General features: G+C 61.2%; 13 protein-coding genes. 3 read left to right on the top strand and 10 right to left on the bottom strand.

Annotation, left to right across the window (positions count from 1 at the left end):
- Positions 1-44 precede the first annotated feature (44 nt).
- Genes DL899_RS03650 through DL899_RS03640 form a run of 3 tightly spaced genes read right to left on the bottom strand, consistent with a single transcriptional unit; the run spans position 45 to position 4,764 of the window.
- The gene (locus DL899_RS03650) at positions 45-1,094 is read right to left on the bottom strand and encodes a 2-oxoacid:ferredoxin oxidoreductase subunit beta (protein ID WP_111732492.1); all 1,050 of its coding nucleotides are present in this window, start codon (positions 1,092-1,094) and stop codon (positions 45-47) included.
- Complete coding sequence (locus tag DL899_RS03645) at positions 1,094-2,974, bottom strand: 2-oxoacid:acceptor oxidoreductase subunit alpha (RefSeq protein ID WP_111732490.1); 1,881 nt, start codon at positions 2,972-2,974, stop codon at positions 1,094-1,096. The genes DL899_RS03650 and DL899_RS03645 overlap by 1 nt, the downstream gene beginning before the upstream one ends.
- A complete protein-coding gene (locus DL899_RS03640) occupies positions 2,971-4,764 on the bottom strand; it encodes an FAD-dependent oxidoreductase (protein ID WP_111732621.1) in 1,794 nt (597 codons plus the stop codon). Before DL899_RS03640 ends, DL899_RS03645 begins: the two co-directional genes overlap by 4 nt.
- A 608-nt stretch (positions 4,765-5,372) precedes the next feature.
- On the opposite strand from DL899_RS03640, the gene DL899_RS03635 reads away from it, so the two are divergent.
- From DL899_RS03635 to DL899_RS03625, 3 genes are read left to right on the top strand one after another with little or no spacing between them, the layout of a single operon-like run.
- Entirely contained in the window at positions 5,373-6,626 is a 1,254-nt protein-coding gene (locus DL899_RS03635; protein WP_111732488.1) for an efflux RND transporter periplasmic adaptor subunit, read from the top strand.
- A 1-nt stretch (position 6,627) separates the two neighbouring features.
- Positions 6,628-7,368: an ABC transporter ATP-binding protein gene (locus tag DL899_RS03630; RefSeq protein ID WP_111732486.1), complete on the top strand. Its 741-nt coding sequence runs from the start codon at positions 6,628-6,630 to the stop codon at positions 7,366-7,368.
- Positions 7,365-8,573: an ABC transporter permease gene (locus DL899_RS03625; protein WP_111732484.1), complete on the top strand. Its 1,209-nt coding sequence runs from the start codon at positions 7,365-7,367 to the stop codon at positions 8,571-8,573. The genes DL899_RS03630 and DL899_RS03625 overlap by 4 nt, the downstream gene beginning before the upstream one ends.
- Positions 8,574-8,584: 11 nt before the next feature.
- Here the strand turns inward: DL899_RS03625 and DL899_RS03620 are convergent, their stop codons facing one another.
- From DL899_RS03620 to DL899_RS03590, 7 genes are read right to left on the bottom strand one after another with little or no spacing between them, the layout of a single operon-like run.
- Positions 8,585-9,283, bottom strand: coding sequence for a class I SAM-dependent methyltransferase (locus tag DL899_RS03620; RefSeq protein ID WP_111732482.1), 699 nt, complete (start codon positions 9,281-9,283; stop codon positions 8,585-8,587).
- Entirely contained in the window at positions 9,276-9,650 is a 375-nt protein-coding gene (locus DL899_RS03615) for a MerR family transcriptional regulator (protein ID WP_111732480.1), read from the bottom strand. Before DL899_RS03615 ends, DL899_RS03620 begins: the two co-directional genes overlap by 8 nt.
- A gap of 1 nt (position 9,651) precedes the next feature.
- Positions 9,652-10,458, bottom strand: coding sequence for an HpcH/HpaI aldolase/citrate lyase family protein (locus tag DL899_RS03610; RefSeq protein ID WP_111732478.1), 807 nt, complete (start codon positions 10,456-10,458; stop codon positions 9,652-9,654).
- Positions 10,455-11,651 carry an MFS transporter gene (locus DL899_RS03605; protein ID WP_111732476.1) on the bottom strand — a complete coding sequence of 399 codons (1,197 nt, stop codon included), beginning with the start codon at positions 11,649-11,651 and terminating at the stop codon, positions 10,455-10,457. Before DL899_RS03605 ends, DL899_RS03610 begins: the two co-directional genes overlap by 4 nt.
- On the bottom strand, positions 11,648-12,421 hold the full coding sequence (locus tag DL899_RS03600) for a GntR family transcriptional regulator (protein WP_111732474.1): 774 nt from the start codon (positions 12,419-12,421) through the stop codon (positions 11,648-11,650). The genes DL899_RS03605 and DL899_RS03600 overlap by 4 nt, the downstream gene beginning before the upstream one ends.
- Positions 12,418-13,590, bottom strand: coding sequence for a CaiB/BaiF CoA transferase family protein (locus tag DL899_RS03595; RefSeq protein WP_111732472.1), 1,173 nt, complete (start codon positions 13,588-13,590; stop codon positions 12,418-12,420). Before DL899_RS03595 ends, DL899_RS03600 begins: the two co-directional genes overlap by 4 nt.
- Positions 13,587-14,747, bottom strand: coding sequence for an acyl-CoA dehydrogenase family protein (locus tag DL899_RS03590; RefSeq protein WP_111732470.1), 1,161 nt, complete (start codon positions 14,745-14,747; stop codon positions 13,587-13,589). Before DL899_RS03590 ends, DL899_RS03595 begins: the two co-directional genes overlap by 4 nt.
- Positions 14,748-14,750 lie beyond the last annotated feature (3 nt).

Below are 14,750 nucleotides of genomic sequence, written 5' to 3'. Positions count from 1 at the left end.
GGTGAGACTGGTGCGCATCCGTCTGACACCGCCGACAAACAGCCTTATCGCAGGCCTTCGTTGATGCTGTTCAGAACCTTGCTGCCAGGGCAGAGCTCATCCGTGCTCAGCTCGTTCAGCGGCTTGCCGGCGAGCTTGAGGTTCTGGTTGAGATCCTGAGTATTGGGGTCAAGGAACAACAGCCCGGTCAGAATTCGGCCGTCGTCGTGTGCCTCCTGTACCGCAAGCATCGCCGCATTGCGGTCATCGGTCTGATAATCGACGCTGGCCTTGCGCAACTGGATGACCGAACCGTCGTGCAAGGTTACCCCCCGGCTGGTGCCGGCATCGTATTGGGTGCGGATCTCATCGCGCATGGGGACGTAATCAAGCGGCATGACATCGAGATGCTCGCGGGTTTGGGCATAGCTCTTGGTGGAACCGACATGATTGTTGAAGGTCACGCAGGGCGAGACGACATCTATGAACGCGAACCCGTTATGCGCCATGGCGGCGCGGAACAACGGTTCCAGCTGCTCCTTGTCGCCGGAAAAGCTGCGGGCGACAAAGCTTGCCCCCTGCAACAGCGCGAGGCTGGCAAGGTCTATGCCGTCGAAGGAATTGGCGGCGCCCGATTTGCTGATAGAGCCCAGATCGGCGGTGGCGCTGTCCTGGCCCTTGGTCAGCCCGTAGCAGCCGTTGTTGGCCACGATATAGGTCATGTTCACGTTGCGCCGGATCAGGTGAATGAACTGGCCCATGCCGATCGAGGCTGTATCTCCATCACCCGAGACGCCGATATAGGTAAGGTCACGGTTCGCCAGGCTGGCGCCGGTGGCCACCGACGGCATTCGACCGTGCACCGAATTGAAGCCGTGGCTCTTGCCCAGGAAATACGTCGGCATCTTCGAGGAGCAGCCGATGCCTGACAGTTTGGCGATCCGGTGCGGCGGAATTGAGGACAGGAAACACGCGTTGCGAATTGCCGCCGAGATGCTGTCATGGCCGCAGCCCGCGCAAAGGGTTGAAATCGCCCCGTCATATTCGGCAACGGTAATGCCCAGCGCGTTCCTTGGCAGGCCCGGGTGGCGGAATTTCGGTTTGATATAAGACATCAGGCGGTCTCCGGGTGCAGCGGGACGACATCGGCGCTCTTGGCGCTCAGGGCTTCGCGGATCTCGCGGGCGATCTTGCGCGCAGTGATCGGCGTGCCCGAATAGTTCAGGACCGGGATCAGCTTGCCCGGCGGGATTTCGCATTCATTGATAATCAGCCGGCGCATCTGCCCGTCGCGGTTCTGCTCGATCACGAAAACCAGGTCGTGGTCGTGGACGAACTGGTCCACGCTTTCATGGAACGGGAAGGCGCGTATGCGCATGGTGTCGATGGAAAACCCTTCATCTGCCAGCATTTCGACCGCCTCATAGGCGGGCGAGGCCGAGGTACCGAAAAACAGCGCCCCGAGTTTCAATGTGGTCTTCGGGGTCTCGACCGCGATCGGCGGATGGGTCTTGGGCGCCGGCACATAGCTCTTGGCGGTCTCGAACTTGCGCAACAGGCGATCCATGTTCTGAACGTAGTCGTCGCCGCTTTCGGAATAGACCGCCATCTCGTTCTTCGATGAGCCGCGGGTGAAATACGCGCCCTTGTCGGGATGCGTGCCCGGCAATGTGCGATAGCATATGCCATCGCCGTCCACGTCCAGATAGCGCCCCCATCTTTCGACGTTGTCCAGAGCCTTGGCATCCAGAACCTTGCCGCGATCCATCCGGTAATTATCGTCCCATTCCAGCGGTGGCGACATCCAGTCATTCATCCCGAGATCGAGATCCGACATGATGATCACCGGGGTCTGCAAACGTTCCGCGAGATCGAATGCCTGAACCGTCATGTCGAAACACTCGCGCGGGGTGGCCGGAAACAGCAGCACCTGCTTGGTATCGCCGTGGCTGGCGTAGGCGGCCGCCAGAATGTCGGATTGCTGCGAACGGGTGGGCATGCCGGTTGACGGGCCCGACCGCTGCACGTCGATCAGCACCACCGGCACCTCGGCGAAATAGGCCAGACCCAGAAACTCGCTCATCAGCGACAGGCCGGGGCCGGAGGTGGCGGTGAAAGCCCGCGCACCGTTCCAGCTGGCGCCCACCACCATGCCCATGGCGGCAAGCTCGTCCTCGGCCTGGACAATGGCGAAATTCCTCTTGCCGGTGCCGGCGTCGATCCGCAGTCGTGCCGCATATTTCGCGAAGGCATCGACGACCGAGGTTGACGGCGTGATCGGATACCAGGCCGCAACCGTGGCACCGCCATAGATCGCACCAAGCGCGGCGGCCGTGTTGCCATTCATCAGGATGTGCCTGCTTTCCAGGATATGCGGCGCGTCATTGCCCCCCTTCTGCAGCCGGATCGGAAGCGGGCAGTCGAAGGTCTCGAGCGCGAAGTTGTACCCCAGATCGAGCGCATGCGCGTTTGACGAGATCAGCTTTTCTTTGCCCTTGAACTGGTCGTTCAGCAGGTTCTTGAGAATCGGAAAATCGATGTTCAGCAACGCCGCCATCGCCCCGACATAGACAACGTTCTTGAGCAGTTGCTGCAGGCGCGGGCTCTTGAATTCGCGCATGCAAATTTCGGTCATCGGGATACCGAGATAGGTAATGTCGTCCCGCTTGAGGTGCGCTTCGAGGGGTTTGGTGGAATCATACACGAAATAGCCGCCGGGCTCGATGCTGGCGATGTCCTTTTCCATGCTTTGCGGGTTGACGCAGACCATCAGATCAACACCGCCACGCCGACCCAGACACCCTTTGGAACTGACCCTCACCTCGTACCAAGTCGGCAGGCCCTGGATGTTCGAAGGAAAGATGTTGCGCGGACTGACAGGGATGTCCATGCGAAAAATCGCCTTTGCGAACAAGTGGTTGGCGCTGGCCGATCCAGAGCCGTTCACATTTGCGAACTTCACCACGAAATCATTGATGCCACTGATCTGTTTCATTCGACCTCCACCAGGTCAGGCGACGCTTTGGCCATGTTGTAAAAGAACATCTGCATGTCCCACGCGGTTGTCGGGCACCGTTCGGCGCATAATCCGCAGTGCAGACAGACATCTTCGTCCTTGACCAGAACCCTGCCCGTGTCGAGTGTGTCGGAAACGTATATGTCCTGGTCGGTGTCAAGCGCGGGAACCGTCAGGCGGCCGCGCAGGTCGTCCTCGGCGCCGTTCTCCACGAAACTGATGCAACTGGTCGGGCAGATATCGGCGCAGGCATCGCATTCGATGCAAAGAGTATGACTGAAAACGGTCTGAGCATCGCAGTTGAGGCAGCGTTCGGCCTGTATGAACGCGGTCTCGGGATCAAAGCCAAGCTCCACTTCGAGCGCGCGATCCTTCAGAGCCCGTTCCAGTTCCACCAATGGCACCGCCTCGCGCTTATCGGCTATCGGCGTGTTGGCATAGCTCCATTCATGGATGCCCATCTTCTGGCTGAACAGATTGACATGGGGTGCCGGGCGTTCACCCGGATCCTTGCCACGGCAGAACAGATCAATCGACACCGCCGCCTTGTGGCCATGCGCCACGGCGGTGATAATGTTCTTGGGGCCAAACGCCGCGTCACCGCCAAAGAAAACCTCCTTGCGGGTGGATTGCAGCGTCTCGTCATCATTCAGGATCGGCGTTCCCCAGCTGGTGAACCTGATGCCGGTCTCCTTTTCGATCCAGGGAAACGCATTTTCCTGACCGATCGCGATCAGCACGTCGTCGCAGGGAAAGAACACAAGCTCTTCGCCGGTGGGCACCAGTTCGCGGCGGCCGTTGTCATGGTAAACGGCTTTGACCTTTTCGAAATTCATGCCGACCAGCCTGCCCTTCTTCAGCACGAACTCGCGAGGCACGTGGTTGTCGATGATCGGAATGCCTTCGTGAATGGCATCTTCCTTTTCCCAGGGCGAAGCCTTCATCTCGGCGTTGGGGCTGCGCACGATGACCTTGACGTCCGCGCCACCCAGACGGCGCGCGGTGCGGCAGCAATCCATCGCGGTATTGCCTCCGCCCAGGACGATCACCTTCTTGCCGATCTTGTCGGTGTGATTGAAGGCGACATTTGCCAGCCAGTTGATCCCGATATGGATATTGGCATCGGCTTCTACGCGCCCGGGCAGGTTCGGCAGATCACGCCCTTTCGGGGCGCCACAGCCGACATAAACGGCGTCATAGCCCTTGGTCAGGATGTCGGCCATGCTGTCGATATAGGTGTTGAAGCGGGTCAGGACACCCATGCCCAGCACATACCCCACTTCCTCGTCCAGAACGCTGTCGGGCAGGCGGAATGACGGGATTTGCGACCGCATGAAGCCCCCGGCCTTGGCTTCGCCCTCATAAAGATGCAGCTCGAATCCGAGCGGGGCGAGATCGCGCGCCACGGTCAGCGAGGACGGCCCGCCACCGATCAGGGCGATCTTCTTGCCATTCGCCGGCCCAGCCTTCGGCAGACGATCGGCAACATCATCCTTGAAATCGGCGGCCACCCGTTTCAGTCGGCAGATCGCAACCGGCTCTTCCTCGACCCGGCCCCGGCGGCAGGCCGGCTCGCAAGGGCGGTCACAGGTCCGGCCCAGCACTCCGGGAAACACATTGCTCTCCCAGTTGACGAGGTAGGCATCGGTGTATCTTTGTTGCGCGATGAGGCGGATATAGAAAGGCACCGGAGTGTGCGCCGGGCAGGCATACTGGCAGTCGACAACCTTGTGGAAATACTCTGGATCGGTGGTATCTGTCGGTTTCAATTCCACTACCTTTCGCACAGGTGCCGTCAAGGGAACTCGGGTCGAGCCCGGGCCGGCACCACCCTACCCTGCCGGCGTGACAAAACAATATCCATTCAAAATATTCGAAACCAGCCCCATCTGCTCTGGATCCGCTGGTACGACACCATCGAGGGGCGGTGTCAAAGGAACATAGGTTGAGGCGGGGTTGGCATCGCCCTACCCTGCCTTGTCAGAGAAAAATCCTGTCGTAGGGTTTTCGGTGCGGATTTGGGCTGGCTTGTTTGGGCGTTACTTGGCGACAACCAAGTAACCAAGGGAATTATGCCAGAGTCTCAAGGCTCAGGACCGGGGAAGAACGAACGAGTCCGGGCAATCTGACAATACCCCGCCTCCTGCTCCTTGATCATCCCGATTATCTGCGCTTCGGTGAAACGGCTCTTTCGCATGTGTCTGCTCCTTCGCGGTTGGCGCAGACTCTACATCATGGGGAGGGATTTCGCGGAGGGCAGGTCATTTCATAAACAGCGACGGAAAATCCCCCCGACCACGTAAAGCACTTGAAGCATGGCTCTCGATCTTGGTTGCTGTAGGGTCTGTGCAAGTGCTCCATCGGATCGGACCGGCGAATGAATGAAACGCAACGCGAAATCGAAGCTTCTCTTGGCCTCGGAAAATCTACACGCCATCCCCTGAAATGGTTGGGATGGATCGGCGCAGCGGTCCTGGTTGGGGCGCTGGGGGTCTGGTGGATGCAAGGCGCCGAAGAGCGCGCCCAAGTGAGCTATCTTACCGAAACGGTCACCCGGGGAGATTTGACGGTGACTGTTTCGGCGACGGGCACGATCGAACCGACCAACAAGGTTGAGATTTCATCCGAGCTGTCCGGAACGATCGCCGAAGTGTTGGTGGATTACAATGATCCCGTCAAAGCCGGACAGGTGCTGGCCAGGTTGGACACAGTACAGTTGGATGCCCAATTGTCTGTCCAGGTCGCCAGCCACGCGGCTGCCGAGGCACAGCTGGCCAGCGCCCGCGCCAGCCTGCTTGAAGCGGAGGCGGATTTTGAAATTGTCCGGCAACTGGATCAGCGCGGCGTGACGTCGCAGACTAACCTGACCGCCTCCAAGGCGGCTTTGGAGCGCGCGCGCGCCAGCGCGGCCAGCGCGCAGGCCAACGTGGATCTGGCGCAGGCCCAGCTGGAATCGCAGCAGGCAATCCTGAGCAAGGCCACCATCGTTTCCCCGATCAACGGTGTGGTGCTGGACCGCTCGGTTGATGCCGGGCAGATCGTCGCCGCCAGCCTGTCAGCGCCCGAGTTGTTTTCCATCGCCGAGGATCTGACACAGATGGAGTTGCAGGTCGATGTGGCCGAGGCTGATATCGGCCGCATCAAGGTAGGAGACAAGGCAAGTTTCACCGTCGATGCCTATGATGACATGCTGTTTCCGGCCCAGATATCCATGGTGCGCTATGCATCGGAAAGCGTCGACGGTCTGGTCACCTACAAAGCGATCTTGTCGGTCGAGAATGATGATCTGTTGTTGCGCCCCGGCATGACGGCCACGGCGGATGTGATCGTCGCGCAATATGACGACGTGCTGCTGGCGCCCAATGCGGCCCTGCGCTTTGCCCCGCCGCAGGTGGTCGAAGAGGAATCGTCGGATGGCGGTGGCGGCTTGTTGGGGCTGGTCATGCCGTCGCGCAACCGGGGCGGCGCCACGCGGGCGGTGTCCGACAGCACCGTTTGGGTGTCTCGCGATGGGGCGGCTGTCGAGATCCCAGTTGAAACGGGCGACAGCGACGGCTTGCAAACCATTGTAACCGGCGGCGATCTGGCAAGCGGAGATCAGGTCATCACCGATATGATCGAAGGCAATTAAGATGGCCGATAGCAAGGATGCGAGTGCGCCCGTTATCGAACTGCGCAACATCACGAAGACCTACGGCCACGGCGAAGCAGAAGTGCGCGCCATGGATGGGGTCAGTCTGTCGATCACAAAGGGAGAGTTCGTGGCGATCATGGGGCCGTCCGGGTCGGGCAAATCGACGGCGATGAACATGATCGGCTGTCTCGACAGCCCCACCACCGGTGATTACCTGTTCAACGGCGTGCATGTCGGTAATCTGACCAAGGACCAGCGCGCAATCCTGCGCCGCAACTACCTGGGGTTCGTGTTTCAGGGGTTCAATCTGCTGCCTCGCACCTCTGCGTTGGAAAATGTGGAATTGCCGTTGATTTACAAGGGCGTTCCCGCCGCCGAGCGACGCGCACAGGCGCTGGATGCGCTGGCAAAGGTCGGGCTGAAGGGGCGCGAACACCACGATCCATCGGAATTGTCGGGTGGCCAGCAGCAGCGCGCAGCGATTGCCCGGGCTTTGGTCGGCAATCCCCAGGTCATTCTGGCGGATGAGCCGACGGGCAATCTGGACACGAAACTCTCGCTGGAAATCATGGAGTTGCTGAAGCTGCTCAACGAACGCGACCACATCACCATTGTCATGGTCACCCACGAGGAAGACATGGCCACTTACGCCCAGCGGGTGATCTGGATGGTCGATGGCCAGATCGAACGCGACGGACCGCCCTCCGAAGTCTTCGGCCACGAAAGGCACAGCGCATGATCTGGGAAACGATCCGCCTGGCGATCCAGGCCATCTTTCGCAACACCTTGCGCTCGATTCTGACGGTGCTGGGCATTGTCATCGGCGTGGCCGCCGTGATCGCCATGGTGACGGTCGGGCAAGGCAGCTCGGACCAGGTGACGGCGGATGTGGCCAAGCTGGGCACAAACGTGCTGATGGTCATGCCCGGTGCTGGACAGATGGGGCCGGGCAACAATTCCGTCTCGGCGGCGCTGGATGCCAAGGATGTTGAGGCGCTGATTGATCAGCTTTCCAGCGTGCGCACCGCCGCCCCCTACAATCAGACCAGCCTGAACGCGGTTTACGGCACCGAGGACACTCGCACGTCCGTTGCCGGCACCGATAATCGGTATCTCGACGTGGTCGATTGGCCGGTTGTGCTGGGGCGTAGTTTTCTGCCTACCGAGGAAAGCTCGGGCAAAGCCGTGTGCATCATCGGCGAAACGGTGCGTCAGGAATTGTTTGGCAACACCGATCCGATTGACGAGAAAATACGCCTCAAAAATGTAACCTGCGAAGTGATCGGCCTGCTCGAGGCCAAGGGGGCCTCCAGTTTCGGCTCGGATCAGGACGATATCGTACTGATGCCGATCAAGGCGTTTCAACGCCGGATCACAGGGTCAACGGATATCACGATGATCTATGTGGCCGCCGCCACCACCGTGTCTACGGATCGCACCCTGACCGATATCGAAGCGCTGATGCGCGAACGCCGCCGCATCGGCACCGGTGAGGAAGACGATTTCAATGTGCGCGACATGAAGCAGATGGCGTCAATGCTGACGGGGATCACCGATGTGCTGACCGGCCTGCTATCCGCCGTCGCGGCCGTCAGCCTTCTGGTCGGGGGGATCGGGATCATGAACATCATGCTCGTGTCCGTGACCGAACGCACCCGCGAAATCGGCATTCGGCTGGCTGTTGGTGCCACCGCCAATCAGGTTTTGCTGCAATTTCTGGTCGAGGCGATCGTGCTTTCCATGATTGGTGGCATTATAGGCATCCTGCTGGGCCTTGGGCTTGCCGCGGTTGCCTCCAACTACATGGCCATTCCGTTCAGTCCGGACCCGGTCATCGTGGCGATTGCATTCCTGTTTTCGGCCGCCGTAGGAGTGATCTTTGGATATTTCCCCGCGCGTCGTGCCGCACGTCTGGACCCGATCGAAGCCTTGCGCCATCAATGAGAAATCATCGATTATCTCAGCCTCGACCCTGCCTCACCTGATTTCAATTGCGGACGCCGCCTGAAGCTTCGAAGGAGCATGGGCTGAACAAGTGTAAAGCCGGCGTCTTGGTGCTCGCCGTGGCGGGCGACGCTGGCGCTCAGGGTTTTCAAGTTGGCCTCGATGGCGGCGGCGCGGGTAGGGTCGCCGGCGAGGAGGGAGGCGGTGAATGCCTCCATGTCGGCGTAGTGCGACACCCGGTCAAAACGCAGGTTGGTCGCGGCAGTCAACGTGAAGCGATCCATCGCGGCCTGCGCTGCGGCCCGGATCTCGGTCTCGTCGTCGATCGGGCGCAGCACCTCGAAGAGTGGACCCTGGGCCATCGGTTCGACGACGACAACGAGCCCGCCCGGCCGGGTGACGCGGCCCGCCTCGGACAGCGCCGCGTCCATGTCCGGTACCGGCACATGATGTAGCGAATTCAGAAAGACGGTGGCATCGAAGCTGTTCTCCCGATGAGGGAGTGCGGCGGCGGAAGCCACGTGGAAGGTCGCGTCTGGAACCAGCGCACAAGCGCGGTCGATTGCCTCTGACTGGGGGTCGATGCCCTCAACGTCGAATCCGCGTGCGGTAAGGGCACGGGCGAGGCCGCCAGCGCCGCAGCCGATATCCAGAACGCAGCGCGCGCCGTTCAGTTCGGAAAGGATAGCGTCGAGAACTGGATTAGACATGGGCGGCTTCGTCTCCGATGAGGTCGATGTTGATATCCCGGCGCTCACGTTCGGCGCGCGGATAGTGGCTTTGCCCGCGGAGCACTTCAAGCCAGCGCGCAGCCTGCGCTTCCGGCCCGTTGTTGTCACACGGGTTGATAAGTTGGCGGTTCTCTTCGAGCTTCAAGCGATGGGAGCGCCACTTGAGGACGAGTTCGATGCGCACCTGTTGGCGCGCGTCGAATTCCCGGTCGTGGGTAACGTGCTTCGGCGCCAGGACCTCTTGCGGCGCGTAGGAGTGCAATGCGCGGGGCGTGAGGCCATGACGCCTGCAGGTCCCTTGAAAACCCCGCGGCGCACGGTTGATGGTTTCGACGTCAACGTCCATTTCAGCCTCCGGCTTGTTCCAGCAGGCGTCGGGCGCGAACGACGACCGGGATGTCCACAAGCTTGCCGTCGAGACGGATCGCGCCCTTCGCGCCTGCTTCTTCGGCAGCAGTCACGATTCGACGTGCCTGTTCGATCTCGCCATCGGACGGAGAGAAGCCAGCGTTGACGCCCTTGACCTGCCGGGGGTGGATGCACAGCTTGCCGCCCATGCCCAGTCCGCGCGCCGCGGCGCAATCCGCCGCGAGTTGGTCGTCATCGTCCAGCGCCAGCGTCACGCCATCCACCGGACCGGCAAGCCCGGCGGCGGTGGACGCCAGCACGAGCACGCTGCGCGCGTGAAGCAGACCGCATGTGTCGTCGGTGATGCCGCACTCGGTCATGAAATCGACGCTTCCGAAAAGCAGACGGGCGACGCCCGGGACGGCGGCGATCTCGGCTGCGCGAAGAACGCCCGTGGAACTTTCGATCAGCGGCAGCAGGGAAATGCCATCGTTCATTCGGGACAGGATCGCGCGGCATTCGTCAGGGCTTTCGGCCTTGGGAAGCAGGACCGCCGTCAGATTCGGGTGCGAGACAAGGGCGAGGTCGTCCTGGTAAAACTCGGTACCGGGCGGGTTGATGCGCAGCGCAGCGCGGTTGCCGGTATCGAGCCATGCCTTTACCGCTTGTCGCGCCGCGTGCTTATCGGACGGGTTCACCGCGTCCTCGAGATCGAGGATCGTGCAGTCAGAGCCAGCGGCAACGGCCTTGTCGAAACGGTCCGGTCGGTCACCGGGAACAAAAAGGAAGGAACGTGCAGTGTTCATGAAGGTGTCTCGCTGATTTGGCGTTCTCGGCCGGTACCGCCGAAGAAGAGGAAGAGGGACATCGCCGCCATGATGACGGCGGCTGCGGTGAAGGCGACGGCGAAACCGGCGTGGGAAACGATCACGGCAAAGGCAGGGGGGCCCGCGACGACACCGGCATAGGTCATGAAAAGCGCGGCGCCTGTCGCCGCACCGACGCTTTCTTTGGGGGCTATGCGCGCGACCTCGGCCAGGAATACACCGTTCCACCCAATGGCAGCCGCGCCAAAGACGGCGGCGGTAATGACGATCAAGAAGACGGCACCGTTTCCCGCCTCGATCGCGAAAAGGGCCGAGCAAATAGCCGAAAGAGCAGCGATGATGGCAAGCAGCGGACGGGTGCCGAGGAAACGGTCGGCGCACCAGCCCCAGCCAAGACGCCCACCGACGCCCGCCGCCTGCGAGATCGCCATGATTGTTCCCGCCACCGCAAGCGACAGGCCGCGCGCCTCTGTCAGGAAGGTCACGAGATATCCCGTCAGGATCAGCTGCATAGCGGCAAACACGAAGGAGACGAACGCCAGTCGGCGCAGCGCGGGATCTGCGAAGATGTCCTTCAGCGCCTGCAGCATCCGCATTCCCTTGCCCGGATTGCGGTCGCCATCAAGACCATTGCGCACTATCTGCGCCAGAAGGGCCATCCCGATGCAAGCTGCGATGGTCAGCCCAACCGCGCTGCGCCAGCCAAACACAAGCGCAAGGGGTGGCAAGGCAAGACCGGCAAGGACACCGCCGATCGGCACGCCCGTTTGCTTCAGGGAAAAAACCAGGCCCATGCGATGGCGGGGCGTGCTTTGCGCGAGCAGATGTGAACTGGCGGGCGTCACGACGCCATATCCGAACCCTATGAGACCGGCACCCGCTGCGATAGCAGGGGCGGTCCCGGCGAGCGACACACCCAGTCCCGCAGCGACGAGGATAAGCGCGATCTGACTGAGACGGACGGCGCCGAACCGGCGCACCAGGCCGCCCGAAAGCAGGCTGGAAATCGCTGCGGCGCCGTAGATGATCCCAACCTGAACGCCGACAAGGGCGGCCCGCATTCCGATCGACCCGGCGATGTCGGGCGCGAGAACGGGGCCGGTCAACGCTGCTGCGGCAGTGATGGCCTGAATGGCGAGCGTTACGCCAAGGACGACCCAGGGGCTGTTCATGCCTCTTCCGGTGCGCGGGTCTCGACGCGCAGCGTGGTGGAGTAGCTGAACCGGTCCGCGGGATGCAGCGAAATCGCCGTTTCATAGCTTTCGCCTTCGGACGAAACGTAGGTCCGTGACACACGAAGGCCCGGCGCGCCGCGGTCTGTACCAAGCCTGCGCGCGGCTTGGTCACTGAGGCAGACCGCCTCGATGTTCTGTAGAATTTCGGAAGTCGTGATGCCGTACTCTTTCTCGATCAGCGAATAGAGCGGTTCTGAGGGTGTTACCAAACCGTCGGCGATGCCGTGGAAGCGCCGCGCAATCCAGATCTCGGTCAGGGCGACCAGCGTATCGGGGCTGCTGGCGAGGAATCGTTCACCGGAAAGGTGCAGCCAGCTCTTTCCGACGGGCGATCCGATCAGTTCGGCAAGATCGGACTGGGCAGTCACTTTTTCGGATTGCGTGATCCGCAGCTTCACATCACGCACGTAGCGCATCAGATCAGAGGCGTTCTCGCCCACCTGGACATAGCGCGATGCGATCCGGTCCGCGCGAACGGTGGTACCGATCCCCGCCTGCCGGTGAAGCAGCCCGAGATCAACAAGACGTCGAAGCGCCTCTCGCACGGTGTGGCGCGAAACATCGAACTCGCGGCACAGTTCAGTCTCGGGCGGCAGTAGGCTGCCGACCGGATAGCGGCCCGCCTGGATGTCTTCCAGCAACGCTTCGGCAAGAACGGCATAGCGTGTCCGACCGCCGAAACGCGATGTCTTTTCGGAACGAGTCAATTGATGCTCTCCCTTTCCTCCTTGTCGAGGTTCGATCCCAGGTACTCGTCGTTGTGGGCACCGAGCGCCGGGCCGGGTTGCAGCGGCGGTGTCTCGCCCGGACAGCGGATCGGACAGGCCAAAGTCTTGATCGTCCCGCGCGAAGGATGGGGCACATCGACGATGGTGCCGCGCGCCTGCGCGAACGGCGCATCGAGGGCCGATCCGATATCGTGAACGGGAGACGCCGGGACTTTGCCGCCGAATTTCTTCATCCAGGCCTCGGTGTCGTCTTGCAACAGCACTTCGTCAAGCGCCAAGGTCAGTGCATCGCGGTTCTCGAGCCGGGATTTGAAGTCACCGAAGCGGTCGTCGGTTTTCCACCCGGGCTTGCCGATCGCGTCGCAAAGGGCGCCCCAGAACTTTTCCTTGTTGCACATGATGAACACCCAGCCGTCGCGCGTCTGGTAGAGTTGCGAGGGCGTCAGGGACGGGTGCGCGGAACGGGGGTGACGTCCGGTGTTCACGCCTTCGTTCAGGTACCATGTGGCGAGGTAGCTCAGGTTATGCATCGCGACTTCATAAAGCGACGTATCGATATCGCGGCCTTCGCCGCTCTTGCGCGCGCCGAGAACGGCCGAAACGAGCGCGAGGGCGGACATCGTACCGGTCATCATGTCGATGATCGAAAGGCCGAAACGCGAGGGCGGCTGTCCGGGCTCGCCGGTGACCGACAGATACCCGGCCTCGGCCTGCATCAGGTAGTCGTAGCCGGGCCAGTCCGCCCGTTCGCCTTCGCGCCCGTAGGCCGAAAGATGACAGCAGACAATGTCCTTTTTCACCTTGCCGAGCGCAGCGTAGTCCAGCCCCAGCTTCGCCGGAAGATCGCCACGCAGGTTGTTGAACACTGCGTCGGCGCCTTCGACGAGACGGCGCAGGTCGCCGCGGCCCTTTTCAGATTTGAGGTTCAGCGTGATGGACTTCTTGTTTCGGTTGAACGCCTGGAAGAAGTGGCTGTCGCCTTCGCCGAAAAAGTAGGGGCCGACAAGACGGCCGACCTCGCCGCCATGTTCGGCGTTCTCGATCTTTATGACCTCCGCACCCAGATCGGCGAGATGCTGGGTCCCGAAAGGTCCGGCGCCATATTGCTCGACCGCGAGGACGCGAAGACCGTCCAGGGGAAGGCTCATGCCGGGTTCCTTTCGATCTGGTGCTTCGCGATAATCATGCGCTGAAGCTCGTTCGTACCCTCGCCGATCGTCAGGAGCGGTGCATCGCGGTAAAGGCGTTCGACGTTGTATTCCTTGGAATAACCGTAGCCGCCGTGAATGCGCATTGCGGCGATGGAGTTCTCCAGTGCGGCTTCGGTAGCGAAGTATTTCGCCATGCCGGCTTCCATATCACAGCGCTTGCCGAGGTCGTAGGCGCGAGCGGCTGATCGCGTCAGCAGGCGCGCGGCCTCGGTGCGGGTGGCCATCTCGCCCAGCTGAAGCTGGATTGCCTGATGCTCGCAGATCGGCTTGCCAAAGGTTTTGCGGTTTTGGGAATACTTCGTCGCCTCATCCAGCGCCGCCTGAGCAACGCCCACGCCGCGCGACGCGACATTGATGCGCCCCAGCTCAAGTCCCGACAAAATCTGCTGAAGGCCCTTACCCTCTTTGCCACCGATCAGGCGATCGGCCGGCACGCGGTAATCCTTGAACTCGAGTTCACAGGTGTCGATGCCGCGATAGCCGAGTTTCTCGAGCTTCCTGGTGACGTTGAACCCTTCGCCTTTTTCAGCGATCAGCAGCGACATACCACGGTGACGCGGGTCGGCCTTTGGATCGGTCTTGACCAGCAGCGCGATGCAATTGCCGTATTTTGAATTGGTGATCCACGTCTTGGTGCCGTTGACGACGTAGTGGTTGCCGTCGAGTTTCGCCGTGGTTCGGATCGCCTGAAGATCGGTGCCGCAATCGGGCTCGGTCAGGCCAATACCGCCGCGCAGTTCGCCGGTGGCGAAGCGGGGAAGAAACTCGGCTTTCTGCTCTTCTGTGCCGGCGCGCTGAACGGCCGATGCCATAATGAGGTGGCTGTTGACAATGCCCGACACCGACATCCACGAGCGTGCGATCCGTTCAATGATCTGCGAATAGATCTCGGTTGAAAGGCCCAGCCCGCCGTATTCCTCGGAGATGATGCAGCCGAAGAGGCCCATTTCCTTTATCTTCTCGACGATTTCGAACGGGTATTCGTCCTTCGCCTCAAGATCATGGACGACCGGGTCGATCTCGGTGACGCAGAAACGATCCACCGAATCCAGCATCATGCGGTCTTCTTCCTGCATATCGTGCATATCATGCATATC

This window comes from Roseovarius amoyensis, assembly GCF_003260265.1.
Taxonomy (GTDB): domain Bacteria; phylum Pseudomonadota; class Alphaproteobacteria; order Rhodobacterales; family Rhodobacteraceae; genus Roseovarius; species Roseovarius amoyensis.
The sequence above is the reverse complement of the archived record's forward strand: the minus strand, read 5'-3'. Positions and strand labels throughout refer to the sequence as shown.

What these genes read in the sequence shown, in the direction of transcription:
- DL899_RS03630 (WP_111732486.1), top strand. Translation starts at nt 6,628, where the DNA reads ATGGCCGATAGCAAGGATGCGAGTGCGCCCGTTATCGAACTGCGCAAC.
- DL899_RS03605 (WP_111732476.1), bottom strand. Translation starts at nt 11,651, where the DNA reads ATGAACAGCCCCTGGGTCGTCCTTGGCGTAACGCTCGCCATTCAGGCC.
- DL899_RS03620 (WP_111732482.1), bottom strand. Translation starts at nt 9,283, where the DNA reads ATGTCTAATCCAGTTCTCGACGCTATCCTTTCCGAACTGAACGGCGCG.
- DL899_RS03615 (WP_111732480.1), bottom strand. Translation starts at nt 9,650, where the DNA reads ATGGACGTTGACGTCGAAACCATCAACCGTGCGCCGCGGGGTTTTCAA.
- DL899_RS03590 (WP_111732470.1), bottom strand. Translation starts at nt 14,747, where the DNA reads ATGCATGATATGCACGATATGCAGGAAGAAGACCGCATGATGCTGGAT.
- DL899_RS03625 (WP_111732484.1), top strand. Translation starts at nt 7,365, where the DNA reads ATGATCTGGGAAACGATCCGCCTGGCGATCCAGGCCATCTTTCGCAAC.
- DL899_RS03595 (WP_111732472.1), bottom strand. Translation starts at nt 13,590, where the DNA reads ATGAGCCTTCCCCTGGACGGTCTTCGCGTCCTCGCGGTCGAGCAATAT.
- DL899_RS03650 (WP_111732492.1), bottom strand. Translation starts at nt 1,094, where the DNA reads ATGTCTTATATCAAACCGAAATTCCGCCACCCGGGCCTGCCAAGGAAC.
- DL899_RS03610 (WP_111732478.1), bottom strand. Translation starts at nt 10,458, where the DNA reads ATGAACACTGCACGTTCCTTCCTTTTTGTTCCCGGTGACCGACCGGAC.
- DL899_RS03635 (WP_111732488.1), top strand. Translation starts at nt 5,373, where the DNA reads ATGAATGAAACGCAACGCGAAATCGAAGCTTCTCTTGGCCTCGGAAAA.
- DL899_RS03645 (WP_111732490.1), bottom strand. Translation starts at nt 2,974, where the DNA reads ATGAAACAGATCAGTGGCATCAATGATTTCGTGGTGAAGTTCGCAAAT.